This window comes from Oceanobacillus chungangensis (genome assembly GCF_003369565.1).
GTDB lineage: Bacteria > Bacillota > Bacilli > Bacillales > Amphibacillaceae > Oceanobacillus > Oceanobacillus chungangensis.
This window is the reverse complement of record NZ_PIOD01000005.1, coordinates 479,954-495,679: the sequence shown is the minus strand read 5'-3', so window position 1 is coordinate 495,679 and position 15,726 is coordinate 479,954. Positions and strand designations below refer to the sequence as shown.

Sequence of the window (15,726 nt, the reverse complement as noted above, 5' to 3'; positions counted from 1 at the left end):
TCTTTAATTCAATCAATCTTTATACGTATATATCTAGTAATTCAATAAAAGGTTTAATATCGCCATTGACATTTAACAGCACTTCCACAAAGAGTAATTAAGTCAAAAGAACTAGCACATATCACCTAACATATATCGGTTCATTATTTTGACATTCAAGTAAATAATAAAAAGAAGTAATTTTATAATTATTGAAGCCGCATGCATTAAAAGGGACGGAGGGACAGGTTCTATGACCCATTGGCAGACGATGCACCTGTCTGTATCCTCTTTATACTTAGTAAAAATGCATCAAAAGATTGCTCTTTACATAACAGGACAAATGTCCTAGATTAAATATAGAATGATTTGCGTTTTAGCTTACTTTATGTCGATTCTAAATTTATTTTCAACTTCTCACACCCCCTTTCTACAATCCGCTTCGAATATAAAAATGAAGAGATTTTCTAATGAGGAGTGACATGCTAATGGTAAAAGACAAGTTTACATTTGAAGAGATATTTGAGCAGAATGAGCGCAGAATTCATTACCACCTTCACAAATTAAACATCCGAGATCCCCATCAGGAATTTTATCAGGAAGGAATCGTCGCAATGTGGAATGCTTACGAGAACTATCAGCCAGATAAAGGTCCACTTTCCACATACTTCAACTTCACAATTCGCCACCGCTTGATCGATCTTATTCGAAAAGAAAATAGAAGGCTAGAAATGGAAGAGTTAGCGCCAAAAGAGGAAGACGCCGCATTTGAATCCGATGTGTATCATAAGGCAAGTCTCCCTGCTTCATCTGAGGGTAACCCCGCCGAGCATATCACGAATGATTTTTACCTTTGGCAGAAAGTAAAAGAATTACTGACCGAAAAACAATGGAAATGGGTACGTTTTTATATTATTGAAGGCATGACATTAAGAGAGATTGCTGAACAAGAGGGAGTTTCTATTGAAGCAGTTAAGAGCTGGGCCAAGGAGGCTAGGAAGAGGCTCCGGAGTTTAGACGACTTTGGGAAGCTATTGGTGAAAGAAGAATATCCTTAGAAATTGAGAAAATAAGTTGCTTTTGTTTAAGATATGGACAGAGGGATGAGTTCTCTGTCCATATCTTCCTATTAGTAAAGGAGAGAGGTAGTTGTCCCTGTATCCTTAGGTATTTCCCAAGAAATACAGACAATCAATAACACTAATAAAAACGAGGCTTTGATTCCCCATCAAAGCCCCAATTCCATACTTAAACAAATTTCACTTCTGTTAAGCTGATTACTTTTTCTTTCTCCTGAGACTCATTCGCCAAAAACGTAACTCTCAAAGTTTCAAGACCATTTTCATACAAAAATTCCAATTAATGAGGTAAGATCATTTTATCCCAATATAGGCTGGCAAGAAATACAAACCTTTAGGTAATAAGCTAAGGCTAACTTGGTGATAAATTCCGGCTGTCCTTTGATGGAGCTGACTTGATCATTGCATAGGAAAGCGGTATCATATCCTATCGCTCAAAGGAAGATTTTTATTTTATAAGAACAAGTTAATGCTTGTCTAGAGGCGGTTCGTACAAATGAGAAAGTGCTTAGTCTGGATATAGACGAAAAATCCCGCTCCCAATAAATCCAGACCGATACCTCTATACCTTCCCCACACATTCTACTACTGACTATGACTGCTGCTGGATATTCTATCATCATGTACTTTACATAAAAGCCTATCAAAGCGATACAAATCCTGATATTCAATCGATGATTACTTTTAAAGATCTTAACCAAGTGCCAATGAGAGTCTCTAGCTATATATTAAATAAACAAATGCAGCGGACATTAGCGCTTATAGATAGGAATTCTGTTCTTGTAAATAACTTATCATAATTGAATAAATCAAAAAATCGCCCTACATTAATTAATGCTGAGATTGGTATTCTATAAAAATATAATTACCATTGATACTTCTTTAGGAGCATCAACGGTTAAATATGAAATGTACCACCATGTTTTAAAATAAGGGGGAAATGACAAATGATTTTTATCGAATTGCTAGGCTTTATTGCTATTATTTTTTCACTTTTCTATCTCACTTTTCACTTTATTAAAAAAGAAAAAGACAAAGAAAGAAGGATTTCAAAGAAAATCTTTTATCTTACTTTAATAGGTGGCCTCGTCGTGCTCATACTTGGAACCATATTATACGATACAAGTTTTGAAGCTCAACTCGCTGAGAGTGTAGAACAAAATGAAAGTCTGGCGGCTGATAATGATACGTTAAAATCAGAAAACCAGGAACTCATCCAAGAAGTTTCAAATCTTGAGTCTGATATAGAAGAAATGACTACAAAGGTTACTGAATATGAAGGTAAAATAGAATCACTCGAGGAAGAAAAAACTGCATTTAATACAGAAAAGGAATCGTTGAATGTAGATATTGCTGCTTTGACAGAAACCAATACCAATCTCAAAGACGAAGTGTCTAGTCTAGAAGCAAATTTGGAATCTACGGAAGCAAAATTAGCAAGCGCAGAAGCGAATACTGTGCGTCCAAGTGATAGTAGTTCTACTAGTGGTGTCACAGACTCTGGATCAAGTTCAAGTAGCGAGGCTGCATCAAGCATGAATGTATATTATGAAAATTGTACAGCGGCAAGGGCTGCAGGGGCAGCTCCTGTTCGGAGTGGTGATCCGGGATATGCTAGTCATTTGGATAGGGATGGAGATGGGATTGGGTGTGAGTAGGGTTTTAGTAAATAAAATATTTGACTCTCATTTTTAATTTAGAGTAGATTAACTACTCTTATCTTTAGAATATGGCAGGAACTTAAGAATTTAAATTTCTAATGTGTCAAAACGTTTTATTAAAAAGATAAAATTACTTTTCAAACTCCAAGAAGAGTTTTGACTGTAGGTCTTTTTGTCATTGAAATTATCATCCAAACTTCTTAGTTCAATTTATCGATGATGAAGCACTGTTCAGGCATAACTACTGCATTGTAATGCTCTGCCATTTTCCTATATGTAGGGTTTAATACCAATTCACGTGAGGTATATGTTTTGTTGTTTTGTTACAGTTGCTTTAAGATTGTCAGGCACAATAATCTGTGTAGTTCCTCCAAAATACTCAAATGCATGGTTATGAGCAGTAATCCATGCTTGTAAATCCATTGATAAAGTCGCCTCTGTGTAGAATAATTGACTAGAGGGAAGTGTTGAAACAAAAATATACTCCTTTAACTTCTCGCCAGTATCTCTATCAATGATGAAGGCTGTCGAACCTTCCCAATCGACTTCCAAAATTGTTCCTGGTTTCCTACCTATTCGCAGTGTTGCTTTGTACTTATTTGCATACGCACTGTAATGACGTAAAAAGCTACGATAGGAGTATGGAATCTTTTTATTGGTAGTACGACATTCTGCCTCGTACTCATTATGGCGAAGCGAAAGTGCTACGTTTGGTTTTGCCAATTCTTTATGAATATAATCGAATTTCAGTGGCTGTCTTCAAGAAGCCTCTATAGACTTTTCTGGAAAAAGAACCCCTCAATCCACTTGTTCGTCATTTCATCCTCTAACGGACATACTAATTCTTCTTCTCCGCAAGGCGAATAATCTCTGTCACTTGCTTGAAGCAATTCCTCTGAGACTGATTCCTTCATAGTTTAACTCCAGATTCTACCGATAATGAATCATAAAAAAATACCTCCTGTATTATAAATGTCACAGAATTAAGTGTGCTCATTAATTATCCAAAGATATGAAAGTGAAGTCGTAAACATCCTGTCGTTTACCGGTACATTCTTTGTCACCGTGGTTAAAAACATGTCACAGGTGGTACATTTTAGTGGCGGTAATCATTAAAAAGAAATTAACCAGCCATTGGAATGTACCAATCCAATGGCTGGTTATTATTTTGCCCTTCACAACCAAGTGGCTCTATCCCGCACTCACTAGCTCTCCAGTCCGGCAAACGGTGGCTCAAAACTCCGCACAACTGGCTCAATTTGATATCGACAAATACACTTAATCGTGTTCCTGGAATGACTACTGATTGGTGCTATCCCCCTTTGTGTTTATTCCTGTGAAAGAGAATTTAATATTTCTCGATACCTAACCACAATAAAATCTCCTATATGTAAATTTGCACCAATTGGCTCATTCATTGTACAGGAAGTGAATTAGCTATGTCTTAAAGGGTTCAATTTCATGCAGAGATTATCAAGATAGCACACTCTTTAGTCTTCAGTAAACTTATACATATGCAACCAATAGCCAATCAGTTTCGTCCATTCTCGAAAAACAAGATTTCTCTCACTTTCTTCTGTTAACCATGTTCTTTCCATCGAGGGCGAGGCTACATAAGTAAGCTCAATACCTGTTCCTTTATATAATCTATCAAAAATTAATTTCGATCTTCTCATGTGGAAATCTGACGATACGACAATTGCCGATTTTAGATTATTTTTTTCCATTTCTTTTTTTGTATAAAGAGCATTCGTATATGTACTTGTTGCTTCTTCTTCAGAAATTATTTTATTGTAAGGTATTCCAAGGTCAGTTGCTTCCTGTATTGTCGTGCCTAATACACTCGAATTAGAAAGCATTAAAAACTCTGCATAGCCTTCTCTAAAAAGTTCTGCTGCTTTTTCTAACCTTCCCATTTCTCCACTTAATACAATAATAGCATCCACTTTCTTTGGTTTTTCATTAACAATTAAAAATTCTCTACCTAAAATTAATAGAAAATAAAAACATATTAACAGGGTTACAATACAAGTTAATTTCTTTATTAATTTCATTCAGTTACACTTCTCTCTGTATAGTCACATAATCTTTATCGACCTCTTATTTATTGTACTATATACAGTGATTACTAAGTATAAACATATATATTTCTTCATACTTATATGATAGTTTATTAATATCAGTTTAAACAACAGTAATACAAGTTAACTCGTTCTCTCTCAATAAATTCTGCAAGAAAGTGTATAATTTTTTATCACTAGAACCAAGACATAACAATGTTAACTTAATTTTTTTATTACTCTGGCTGGATTTCCAACAATAACACAATACCCTTCCGGAAAACTCTTAGTTACTATAGAGCCAGCTCCAACAGTTGTATTAGGTCCTAGGACAACTCCAGGCAGAATTACACTATTCATACCAATCCAACAATTTTCTCCTATTATTATATCTTTACCTTCCACATGTTTACTTGGATCTTTAATGTCATGATTTGTAGTTATAAATCCAACATTATTTGCAACATAACAACCTCGACCAATAGTGATCTTAGCATCTTGGGCTTGAAAGTACTTTCCAGTTCCTTGAAATATTTGTAAATCATTAGGATCAAAATTTAAATTTTTGTAATTATTTATACGATTACCAATCGATATTGGTAATCGTATATCTTTATTTATCCCTAAGAAAACTCGTCCTTTAAAGTCATTTACTACCCATTGCCACCCTCTTGAATAAATTCCAAAATACTTTCCTTCAAAATATCTTCCCTGTATATACTTGCTTTCATATAAAAATAATGCACATATGTTACCGACAATAAAATACCAAAGCATTTTAATAGCTTTAAATAACATTTTCTATCCCCTTATGTTCTACTTTTTAATTTTGTTAACATTTGATTTACTAAATGTTTTATTCTTTTTATAAAATCGACAAATTCTGGAGTGTTATGGAAAACCAATACTATTATTATGTTAGGAATTATTATACATAGCATAGCTAGTACTATAAACATAAGTAATGTACCATCGAAAATAAATTCTGCTATAAAATACATTAATGTTATATTCAATATCGTTATACTTATATATATGATATATCTGATCCAATACTCTTTACTACCTGTTTTTAAAAAGTGTTTATAAAGTACATATGGTTCTATCCAAAGTCCTGTTGTAATATAACTAATTGTAGTTCCTAGTATTACTCCTACTAAACCAAATTGTTTTAATAAATAAATAGATGCAACTAAATTTATTATTGCTTCAAATATAGGCTTGGATTTTGCGTACTGATACAAACCTAATGCATTTCTATAAATCAACATATGTTGGTGAATCCCATATAGATAGAAATTCAATACTATTGCCGCTACTATTAATTGTGAAAATAAGTACTCCTCACCTATCCATATTGTAATAAAAGGATTTAGCAATATAAAAAAGCAAGTAGCAAAAAGAGAGTAAATCCAAAATATAATAAAATACAATGAGTTATATATTCTAAATACCGTCTTTCTGTCACTTAAGGCAATACTATTCCCCACACTAGGCGTTAGAGCAGTAATTAAATATTGTATCAACGTTCTAGCAGAGTTTATTACTAATAAATAGTTTGAATACATCCCAACCGAACCGATTCCGATAAATTTTGATATTAAAATGTTATCTGTTCCATGTACAATAGTCGCACCTATTTTATACAAAAACATAGATTTTATTTTTATTGTCAAATCTTTCTTTGTATCTAGGTCTAAACTTAATACATTCTTATCTCGAAGATATGGATACATTTTATTGGCTTTTCTTGATAGAAACAAATTGATTAAAAGTGTAGTTACTACTTGTATAATTAAGGTTGGCAAAAATGTATTAAATATTAACAACCATATAATTAATAGTACGTCTCGGACTAAAAGAAAACCATTTCTATATACTGTTATTATATAACCTTTTTGATCTGCCATTATCAATGCTTGCTTATGAGCACTAATATATGACACTAAGGAATTGAGTAGATATAGTATATATATTAGTGATAATGGTTCTGAAATATCCAAACTACCTACTATAAAGAAATCCAAAAAAGGCAAAAGTGAAAGACCTAATACTGCTACAGCAATAGCAATAATACGATATAATCTTTTATAGAAATGCATTAAGCTTTTAATCTTTTGTATATTTCCCTCGGCGATTGGTTTATATAGACTAAAATTTATTGCACTGCCAATTCCCAATTCTACAATCGATAGTAACATTAAAATGTTAGTAAATAAACCTGAAATACCTAAATATGTTTTACCTAAAACATAAATAAAAATAGTACGATATACAAAAGTAGTTAAATAGATTAAAAATTGCCCCATAATACCGGAAACAGTGTTTCTTAATGTGTTTATAGTACGACTATTACTCATTTAATATTACTCCAATATCCATTTTTTATTTCGTATAGTCCCTTTATCCATCTTAATAAGCTTAAATGATATATAAGCAATTAATAAGGTCAAAATTATATTAAATAAATAATTTACCCCTGAAAGCATATTAGATAAAACTGTAACTCTAGCCATCATTATAGTCCCCATATAAAAAATGAATTTAAACACGATATTTGATGTATCTCTTGCTCTTTTTTCAAATGATATTGCAATCCATACAGCTAAACAAGGGATTATTGGTGCTAGAAGAAAACCAAAATACGCATAACCTTGACCAACACTTGGAATGATTTGACCAATATATCTTCCTTCCATAGCAGCATATGCTACATTAAAGATGGTATTTGTTGTTTCCTTAAACATTGGCTCAAAAAAACTGGATAAATACGGTATTTTCATAAAAATGTCTGCAGGTATCATAGCAATACCTAGCGAACTATAATCTTTAGCTGCTCCAATAGCAACTGCAACATTTTGCGGTCCACTAAAGTATGCTGTTAATGTTTTACTCAATTCTTCAAAGCTAAATTCCATTCCGCTTTTTGCAAAAAGACCAGAAATGGTAATATATACTATTGTTATCATTAAAAGAGGAATAAATTTTGTAAAACGTCTACCATATAAAACAATCATTATAATCACCAATGTTAGAGCAACCTCAATTGAATGTGCTCGTGTTTCAGTTGATATAAGCATTACAGCACTTAACAAAAGGAGTGACAGGAATAGTTTGTAAAAATATGGCACTTTCATTTGTACTATTTTTAACATTATTATTGGGGGTAAAAGTGCTTGAACTAACCAAAACACTGTGTTTAATAGTGTTACCAAAATTCCTAGCGTACCAGAGCCACCACCACTTAGTGATGCATAATTTTCTTGAATTTGCCAATCTTCTGATGTTCCAATTAAAAACAGGAAATTTGAACGCAGTAAAGTTGGATCAGAAAGTATTAATAAGATTATAAAGGATATTAAACCAAAAACAATAAATTTAAAAAGAATTGGCAGTTTTATTTTATGTCGAACCTTCGATTTATTGTTAATTTGTATTATTGGATTATTACTATTCTTTAAATTAGAAATTTTATATATAAGAAAGGTAAATACAACAATTGCCTCGTAACACATTAAAAGTATCGCATTATCTAGATATGCATATAGATAATACCCTGATCCGAATGTAGAATAATTCCCCAAAAACATAACTAGAGGGGAAATAACCATTCTAATAAAATATACAGAAATCACTAATAGACTACTTATACGGTAGAATAGTACATGACCCTGATTTAATATAGCTATACAAATTAACGCAAAGGTAAGAGGCAACATCCAAATTAGATTATAAATACTAGGTCTTGTATTATCAAATATTAATATTAAAGAAATGCATAGACTAGAACTAATTATTGATAATAATAAAATAAGTATTGTGTAGTTTATTCTCTTTTTTTTAGGGTATAAGTCTTGATTATTTGTTAACATGTTAGTTACCTTTCTAAACCAGTAGATATCTTTTTAATAAATTCATAGTATCTATTAGCAATTTTTGTTGAACTGTGACTTTTTCGAATTAACAAAGCATTTTCGGATAAATTTCTTGCAAATTCTTGATTTACCGCTATCCTATCCATTGCCCTGGCAATAGCTTCTACATCACCCACAGGAACTAGTAAACCATTAACTTCATTCTCTATCATCGCACGTGGTCCAAAATCACAATCAGTAGATATACTTGGGATTCCACAAGATAAAGCTTCCATTAATGCATTCCCCCAGCTTTCACTTTTACTAGTTAAAATGAACATCCCAGAATCGGCAATATGTTCTACAACATTATCAACAATCCCTTCGAATGTGACACTCTCACTTAAACCCAAATCCTGTACAAGTTTTTTTAACTTATTAGATTCGATTCCATCTCCGTATATTTTTAACTTGTAATTTGAATGCTTTTCTTGAAATAATTTAAAGGCTTTTATCATTGTTACATGATCCTTTACTGGATGTAACCGACCAACAGCAGTAATTATATTCATTCTTCTAGTTTCAAAAGGTACAGTTTTTTTAGGAATATCCTCGGCAAATAAACCATTAGGTATTACAGTACTTTTTCTTTGTAATGCTCTAGAATAATACTCCTTTCCCTCTGATGTTAAGAAAATATAACCATTTGCTAATGGAAGAAATAATTTTTCAATCAATTTAATTAACATATTTTTATTTGCATAATATGGATTTGATCGTTCTGAACCAATTACTCTCGATTTTCTCGGACGAGCTAAGAGGGCATAAAAAACATTTTTCATAGAAAAGCAAAGAACTACGTCAGGTTGTGTTTGTCTTAAATTTTTTTTTAATAAGAACAACCTCTTTACCATGCTAATAATTCTTTTGTTTTCACCTGGAAATACAGATAAAAACTGGATATTTTTATTTAATGAGTAACTCGGCGGTGCTTTATCAAGACAAATAACTGTAATGTTATCTCCCCGTTGGTAAAAGTCATTAGCTAATGCAGCAGCAACTCTTTCGGCTCCACCACGATTCAATGAAGATATTAAAATGCTTATATTCACCCTTTACCACCCCAAAATATACTTTATTGTATAACAAAAACATGTACATTATTAATATAGGAAGCGCTATTAGCCCTATAGTTTAATACAACTAATTTAAATAACACATAAGGTTATCCTTACACTATAGCAAATTAAAAGAATTGCATGTTATAACCACTTTTAAATTCATAAACTGATAATAAAACCTTAAGTCTTGATTTTCAATCTTATACTATAGTTAAAACAATTGTCTATTAAGGTTATGAATATAATATATTGCTAAAAGTCTTTAGTTAGCATTTTTCAATGCTCACCTAGTGCACAAGTTAAAGATAGTGACTTTCTTTAAATCGCCAGTCACTATCCTTCTAGAGTGTCTTATTAATTGTACAATGGAATAAGAAATATAATTCCAAAGTTCCATTTATAGAATACGGAGATTCCGATAATTTAAATTATTCAAGTCTGTATTTTACGGAAATCCATTAAGATAAAATAGCACGTTTAATTCTATAGAGAATTTGATTCGAATTCTTTGTTCTGATTACCGAAAATAATTTTTCTCCCTATACTCTGTTACAATATTCTTTCACTGAATTTCAACAGATAAATATCTATTACTATTGATAGTTTTCGATAATTGATTACTTAAAGAATACTAGCCATCTAAAAAGTAAATACGATATACCCAAGAAAAAATATTATTTTGAGAGCAAATTTAATTAATGTTTGACTCGTCAATTCTATCTAGAATGTTTAATATTGCTTGCTTTCGATTTTCAGGATTGCTTTCCATAGGTATAAGTGTCATTTTAGAATTAACCTTATCTACAAACTCATCAATTGAGCAAATAATCTTTGCAGGATTCCCTGCAACTACTACCCCCTGCGGGACATCCTTTGTAACAATAGATCCTGAACCAACAATACTATTCGGTCCTATACTTACACCCGGCATAATGATACTATTTACACCTATCATACAGTTGTCATGAACTTTTATCCTAGACATAATTTCAAACTTTTTATTCTCTATTATTCGATCTTTATTTAAATATTTTAGGACTACTGCTACCGAAGCATCATGAGTAATAAATTTAACGCCTGATGTAATTGTACAATTACTTCCTATTTCGATCAGATAAGGTTCAGAACCAAAGTTACTAATTTTAGTTAGTATTCTAGTATTGGAACCGATATTTATATTTCCTTTTATAAAAAAATAATTCCTTATTTTTCTGATTATCATTTTAATCATCGATAATCCCCCGTATTTATTTCAGTTAAAAATTCTAAATCATTTTAAAGATAACTGATATCTAGTTAGTAATTATTTCATTTTGCTGTTTTGACCATTGTAAATAATCAAAATCACTTACTCTTTGAATAGATTTAGATGCATACTTCAATCGAGTATCTTCATCTTTCAATAAAATCAATAAGGCTTTAGCGAGATTTTTATCACATTCTTCAATAATATTAGGTTCATAATTCTCATCTTCATTCATTTTTTGTACTAAAACTCCAAATTCGCCCATCTCAATTGTTTCTGTTGATGAGTATATATTAGTATTAGGAGCAAGGATCTCTCGGGGACCTGTTTTACAATCTGAAGCTACTACAGGCAAGTGGCAAGCCATAGCCTCAACCATAGAATTAGGGAATCCTTCAAATGTTGAGGAAAGTACATATATTGAGCTTTTAGAAAAGTATTTAAATGGATTAGATTGATAACCACCATATATAATATTATCTGATATATTAAGTTCCTTTGCCAGCTTTTCTACTTTTTTTCTATTCCCACGGTAGTCTTGTCCTAAAATAACTAGTTTTAAATCTTTCTCTCTACCTAATACTAAAGCGAAGGCTTTTAGTAAATGCCAGTAACCTTTTTCTGAACGGTAAGTCCCAGCGGTAACAATAACTCTATTCTGAGAAATATCTTTTAGAAACTCTTTTGGTACTTCTTCCTTTGAAAGCTTTTGTATATTTTCTACATCATAACCATTGTAAGAGGTATTAACCTTAATAGAAGGAATATCATATTCCTTAATAATAGTTTTAGACATTAACTCAGAAACACTAACAATTGCATCAGACTTATTAAAAATCTTTTTTAAAAGTGGTTTAATTATAAACCTATCTTTTTTTCCTTTACCTGTCCTAATTCTTTTAAAACCTCTTATAGAAACTATCTTTTTATCTCTTCCTAATGAAAATACATTAACAAAATTCGCAGTATCGCCAAAGCTATATGTTGTTTCGATATTATTATTTTTTTTATATTTACTATATAAATATATTCGTTTAAATGTATTATAAACTTTTTTTATTATGTTGCTGCTTGGATCAGGTTTAGCATTTAATGATATTATCTCACAGCCTACTTCATATGTTATTATTGAATCATCAAACACAACAATTCTAATATCATATGCATCACTCATTAAAAATGAAAGTCTAGATACAACCCTCTCTGCTCCTCCATGTCTCATTTGAGGAATCATTAGTACAAGCTTTTTTTTTTCATTAGCCATTACAAATTCTCCTTATACCAATCAATTGCTGCTACAATTCCCCGTTCAAAACTCCAATCTGGATCATATCCAAGCAAATCCTTTGCTTTACTTATATCAGCATTACTATGCTTAATATCACCTTTCCGGTCTGGTCCAAAAATTGGCTCAATGTCTTTTCCTAATGCGTTTGCCAATTCATTATATATATCAATTAAAAACTCTCTACCGCCATAAGCTATATTATAGGCCTGCCCTGCAGCTTGATGGGATGAGTTACAAGCTTTTAGATTAGCCTCAATTACATTTTCTATATAAGTAAAATCTCTACTCTGTTTTCCATCACCATTTATCGTTGGTGATTCATTATTAAGCAATTGCTTAATAAATTTTGGAATAACTGCAGCATAGGCACCCTCAGGGTTTTGTCTTCTACCAAATACATTGAAATAACGTAACCCATAAGTATCGAGACCATATAATTTTGTATATAATTTTCCATATTCCTCGTCTACCCTTTTTGTAAGAGCATAAGGTGATAACAGATTACCTTCCCTACCTTCTTGTTTAGGGAGATTTGGTTCATCACCATATACAGATGAACTTGATGCATAAACGAATTTCTTCACACCATTTTTCCTCGCCGCTTCCATCATGTTTAATGTTCCTTTAATATTTACCTCTTCATAAAATAAAGGCATTTCAATACTTCTTGGAACGCTCCCCCACGCTGCTTGATTTAATACGTAATCGACACCTTCACAAGCCTTTATACAAGTGTCTAAATCACGAATATCCCCTTCTATGAATTCATAGTTAGGGTTATCTATAAACTCTTCAACATTTTCCTTTTTTCCAGTGGAAAGATTATCCAGGCCTCTAACTTTATATCCTAGCTTTAGTATAGCTTCTACTAAATTGGAACCAATAAAACCTGCTGATCCAGTAACTAAGAATTTACTTCCAACTGGAAATTTAATATCTTCATATCCCATTATTATAACCCCCAATATACAAAACCAGTATCTTCTGCTTCTTTTCTATTAAACATTCCTTTAAGATCTATCAATACACTATCTTTTCTTTCAGTTACTTTTTCAAAGTCAATTGTTGCAGCTACTTCGTTCATAGCATCAAAATTATTATTTTCTGCTGATTTAAACATCTTTTTAACATCCTCTAGTTGAATTCCTTTGAACTCGTCGTGCGGAACAGCAAAGATAGCTGCATCAATTTCCTTTATATCTTCCAGTTCACTTAGCTTAATTCCATATTCACGCCATAAATCCTCTTTGTCTGCTGTAGGATCAACAACCTTTACTTTCACACCGTACTCTTCTAATTCATTTATTACATCTACTACTTTAGTATTTCGAACATCTGGAGTGTTCTCTTTAAATGTAACGCCGAAGAGAGCTACTTTTGCACCATTTATTTGTGTATTTGTTTTGATCATTTGCTTTACAGTACTCTCAGCTACATATTTTCCCATATCATCATTTATTTTTCTCCCTGAAAGAATAATTTGAGAATGGTAACCCATTTGCTCTGCTTTGTATGTTAGGTAGTATGGATCAACCCCTATACAATGCCCTCCTACTAGTCCAGGAGAGAATTTAAGGAAATTCCATTTCGTTCCAGCTGCTTCGAGCACAGCATTTGTATCAATTCCCATCTTATTAAAAATAATGGATAGCTCATTCATAAAAGCAATATTAATATCACGCTGAGAGTTTTCAATTACCTTTGCTGCTTCAGCAACTCTAATATTTTCTGCTTTATAAACACCTGCTTCTACAACTAATTCGTATACTTTTGAAATAATATCTAAAGAATCATCATCTTGCCCGGATACTACCTTTATTATTGTCTCAAGTCGATGAACTTTATCACCGGGATTGATTCTTTCTGGGGAATAACCAACTTTAAAATCAACTCCGCACTTTAGTCCAGATTCTTTTTCTAAAATCGGAACACAAATATCTTCAGTTACACCAGGATATACAGTAGATTCAAAAACAACTATCGAACCTTTTGTTAAGTTTCTACCAAGAGTGCGACTTGCGGATTCTACTGGTGTTAAATCAGGTGTATGATCATCTCTCACCGGTGTAGGAACTGCCACAATATGAAATTTAGCTTCCTTAAGCATTGATTCATCTGAAGTGAATTGAACAGTTGTATTCTTGATTACTTCATTCCCAACTTCTTTTGTAGGATCTATTCCATTCTGATATAGTTCGATTTTTTGTTTATTCACATCAAATCCAATTACATCAACTTTCTTAGCGAATGCAACAGCAATTGGCATACCAACATAACCTAGTCCTACTAATGAAATTTTCTCTTTTTTATCAACCAACATCTCGTATAAATTCATTATTATTCTCCTTGTCCATAACCTTTTTTATTTCTTGTAAGTAAGCATTAATTACAAGATTTCTATCAAATTTAATCTCCATCTTTCTACGTCCAGCTAATCCCATTGCTATCTTCTGATTGTAAGGCAGATTTATAAATTTAATTATTGCTTTAACTAGACCCTCAACACTTCTCGCTTCAAAACCAAAACCAGTCAAACCCTCATCAAAAGTTTCGATACAGCCAGGAACTTTTGAAGCCAATACCGGTCTTCCTGATGATGCAGATTCTAGTAAAACATTAGCTAAACCTTCATGATAAGATGGTAATATTATTGCATGAGATTTTTTAATAAATGCATGAACTTCTTCCTGTTTTCCGTGGTAGTTAATAATATCTAGACTATCCAACTCTTCTAATTTATCATTATAGATTTCTTCAATACCACCAACTAAATCAAATTGTACATTTGGATATTCTTTTTTAATAATTACAGCTGCTTCAAGCAGTTCTTCTATTCCCTTTGCTTTCATAATTCGCCCAATGAAAAGGAATCTCAACTGCTCATCTCGTATAGGATATTCTTCATATTTATGCTGGTCTAAATTTACCCCTGATCCGGGGATTAACCGAGAATTACTCTTAACAATTTTATTGTCGGTAAAAAATGTTCTATTAGATTCATTTTGAAAAAACACACATGATGACTTTTCTAATCCTAACCTATAAAGTGTCAGTGTAACCTTTTGAATGAAACCCTTATTTTCAACAGAAGTACCTAGACCAGTTATATTTGTTATATACGGGGTTTTTGTTATTGCACAAGCTATACCCCCATACACATTAGGCTTGATTGTGTATGTTAAAACAAGATCTGGCTTGATGTGTCTCAGCATTTTTACATACTGGAGGGTTAGCCTAAAATCTGTAAAAGGATTTGTTCCTCGTCTATCTAAATGAGTATCTATGAATTTACATCCCAATTCCTCTAACTTTGGTACATATTCATCATTTGGTAAAGAGATATAAACTTCATGGTTTTGTTCTATTAATTCTTTTAGCAATTCTCTTCTAAAGTTATATAAACCCATACCAAAATTAGCTAATACAAGAATCTTCATA

Annotated in this window: 15 protein-coding genes and 1 pseudogene; 4 read left to right on the top strand and 12 right to left on the bottom strand. The window is 32.0% G+C overall.

Translation table 11 applies throughout. From position 1 onward, the window contains the following. The first annotated feature begins 467 nt into the window (after positions 1-467). The 3 genes and pseudogenes from CWR45_RS05960 (at position 468) to CWR45_RS19990 (ending at position 2,716) form a co-directional block, all read left to right on the top strand. Entirely contained in the window at positions 468-1,037 is a 570-nt protein-coding gene (locus CWR45_RS05960) for a sigma-70 family RNA polymerase sigma factor (RefSeq protein ID WP_115748935.1), read from the top strand. A 548-nt stretch (positions 1,038-1,585) separates the two neighbouring features. After that, positions 1,586-1,858, top strand: a pseudogene (locus tag CWR45_RS20450) (competence protein ComK); the annotation flags it as partial. Between the two features lie 147 nt (positions 1,859-2,005). Next, positions 2,006-2,716: an excalibur calcium-binding domain-containing protein gene (locus tag CWR45_RS19990; RefSeq protein WP_211315937.1), complete on the top strand. Its 711-nt coding sequence runs from the start codon at positions 2,006-2,008 to the stop codon at positions 2,714-2,716. 297 nt (positions 2,717-3,013) lie between these two features. Here the strand turns inward: CWR45_RS19990 and CWR45_RS20075 are convergent, their stop codons facing one another. After that, positions 3,014-3,271, bottom strand: a complete 258-nt coding sequence (locus CWR45_RS20075; protein WP_245975349.1) for a hypothetical protein — start codon at positions 3,269-3,271, stop codon at positions 3,014-3,016. 218 nt (positions 3,272-3,489) lie between these two features. Beyond that, complete coding sequence (locus CWR45_RS20070; RefSeq protein ID WP_245975348.1) at positions 3,490-3,633, bottom strand: hypothetical protein; 144 nt, start codon at positions 3,631-3,633, stop codon at positions 3,490-3,492. 185 nt (positions 3,634-3,818) lie between these two features. Here CWR45_RS20070 and CWR45_RS05940 point away from each other — a divergent pair, with 185 nt between their 5' ends. Then, entirely contained in the window at positions 3,819-4,001 is a 183-nt protein-coding gene (locus CWR45_RS05940) for a hypothetical protein (protein ID WP_115748931.1), read from the top strand. Between the two features lie 208 nt (positions 4,002-4,209). Here the strand turns inward: CWR45_RS05940 and CWR45_RS05935 are convergent, their stop codons facing one another. From CWR45_RS05935 to CWR45_RS05890, 10 genes are all read right to left on the bottom strand, one after another. Continuing rightward, positions 4,210-4,773, bottom strand: a complete 564-nt coding sequence (locus CWR45_RS05935) for a YdcF family protein (RefSeq protein ID WP_115748930.1) — start codon at positions 4,771-4,773, stop codon at positions 4,210-4,212. 225 nt (positions 4,774-4,998) lie between these two features. Continuing rightward, on the bottom strand, positions 4,999-5,577 hold the full coding sequence (locus CWR45_RS05930; protein ID WP_115748928.1) for an acyltransferase: 579 nt from the start codon (positions 5,575-5,577) through the stop codon (positions 4,999-5,001). Between the two features lie 11 nt (positions 5,578-5,588). Beyond that, positions 5,589-7,139 (bottom strand): lipopolysaccharide biosynthesis protein, encoded by a 1,551-nt coding sequence (locus tag CWR45_RS05925; RefSeq protein WP_115748927.1) that lies wholly within the window; start codon positions 7,137-7,139, stop codon positions 5,589-5,591. Between the two features lie 6 nt (positions 7,140-7,145). Beyond that, positions 7,146-8,414 carry a hypothetical protein gene (locus tag CWR45_RS05920; protein ID WP_115748925.1) on the bottom strand — a complete coding sequence of 423 codons (1,269 nt, stop codon included), beginning with the start codon at positions 8,412-8,414 and terminating at the stop codon, positions 7,146-7,148. 242 nt (positions 8,415-8,656) lie between these two features. After that, positions 8,657-9,745, bottom strand: coding sequence for a glycosyltransferase (locus CWR45_RS05915; protein ID WP_115748923.1), 1,089 nt, complete (start codon positions 9,743-9,745; stop codon positions 8,657-8,659). Between the two features lie 700 nt (positions 9,746-10,445). Continuing rightward, complete coding sequence (locus CWR45_RS05910) at positions 10,446-10,985, bottom strand: acyltransferase (protein WP_115748921.1); 540 nt, start codon at positions 10,983-10,985, stop codon at positions 10,446-10,448. Between the two features lie 61 nt (positions 10,986-11,046). Continuing rightward, complete coding sequence (locus tag CWR45_RS05905; RefSeq protein ID WP_115748920.1) at positions 11,047-12,264, bottom strand: glycosyltransferase; 1,218 nt, start codon at positions 12,262-12,264, stop codon at positions 11,047-11,049. Then, positions 12,264-13,238: an SDR family oxidoreductase gene (locus CWR45_RS05900; protein ID WP_115748918.1), complete on the bottom strand. Its 975-nt coding sequence runs from the start codon at positions 13,236-13,238 to the stop codon at positions 12,264-12,266. The genes CWR45_RS05905 and CWR45_RS05900 overlap by 1 nt, the downstream gene beginning before the upstream one ends. Before the next feature lie 2 nt (positions 13,239-13,240). Continuing rightward, the gene (locus CWR45_RS05895) at positions 13,241-14,623 is read right to left on the bottom strand and encodes a nucleotide sugar dehydrogenase (RefSeq protein WP_115748916.1); all 1,383 of its coding nucleotides are present in this window, start codon (positions 14,621-14,623) and stop codon (positions 13,241-13,243) included. After that, positions 14,598-15,725 (bottom strand): glycosyltransferase family 4 protein, encoded by a 1,128-nt coding sequence (locus CWR45_RS05890; protein WP_115748914.1) that lies wholly within the window; start codon positions 15,723-15,725, stop codon positions 14,598-14,600. Before CWR45_RS05890 ends, CWR45_RS05895 begins: the two co-directional genes overlap by 26 nt. Position 15,726: the final 1 nt, after the last annotated feature.

What these genes read in the sequence shown, in the direction of transcription:
- CWR45_RS05960 (WP_115748935.1), top strand. Translation starts at nt 468, where the DNA reads ATGGTAAAAGACAAGTTTACATTTGAAGAGATATTTGAGCAGAATGAG.
- CWR45_RS05935 (WP_115748930.1), bottom strand. Translation starts at nt 4,773, where the DNA reads ATGAAATTAATAAAGAAATTAACTTGTATTGTAACCCTGTTAATATGT.
- CWR45_RS05900 (WP_115748918.1), bottom strand. Translation starts at nt 13,238, where the DNA reads ATGGGATATGAAGATATTAAATTTCCAGTTGGAAGTAAATTCTTAGTT.
- CWR45_RS05890 (WP_115748914.1), bottom strand. Translation starts at nt 15,725, where the DNA reads ATGAAGATTCTTGTATTAGCTAATTTTGGTATGGGTTTATATAACTTT.
- CWR45_RS19990 (WP_211315937.1), top strand. Translation starts at nt 2,006, where the DNA reads ATGATTTTTATCGAATTGCTAGGCTTTATTGCTATTATTTTTTCACTT.
- CWR45_RS05895 (WP_115748916.1), bottom strand. Translation starts at nt 14,623, where the DNA reads ATGAATTTATACGAGATGTTGGTTGATAAAAAAGAGAAAATTTCATTA.
- CWR45_RS05905 (WP_115748920.1), bottom strand. Translation starts at nt 12,264, where the DNA reads ATGGCTAATGAAAAAAAAAAGCTTGTACTAATGATTCCTCAAATGAGA.
- CWR45_RS05925 (WP_115748927.1), bottom strand. Translation starts at nt 7,139, where the DNA reads ATGAGTAATAGTCGTACTATAAACACATTAAGAAACACTGTTTCCGGT.
- CWR45_RS05910 (WP_115748921.1), bottom strand. Translation starts at nt 10,985, where the DNA reads ATGATTAAAATGATAATCAGAAAAATAAGGAATTATTTTTTTATAAAA.
- CWR45_RS20070 (WP_245975348.1), bottom strand. Translation starts at nt 3,633, where the DNA reads ATGAAGGAATCAGTCTCAGAGGAATTGCTTCAAGCAAGTGACAGAGAT.
- CWR45_RS05930 (WP_115748928.1), bottom strand. Translation starts at nt 5,577, where the DNA reads ATGTTATTTAAAGCTATTAAAATGCTTTGGTATTTTATTGTCGGTAAC.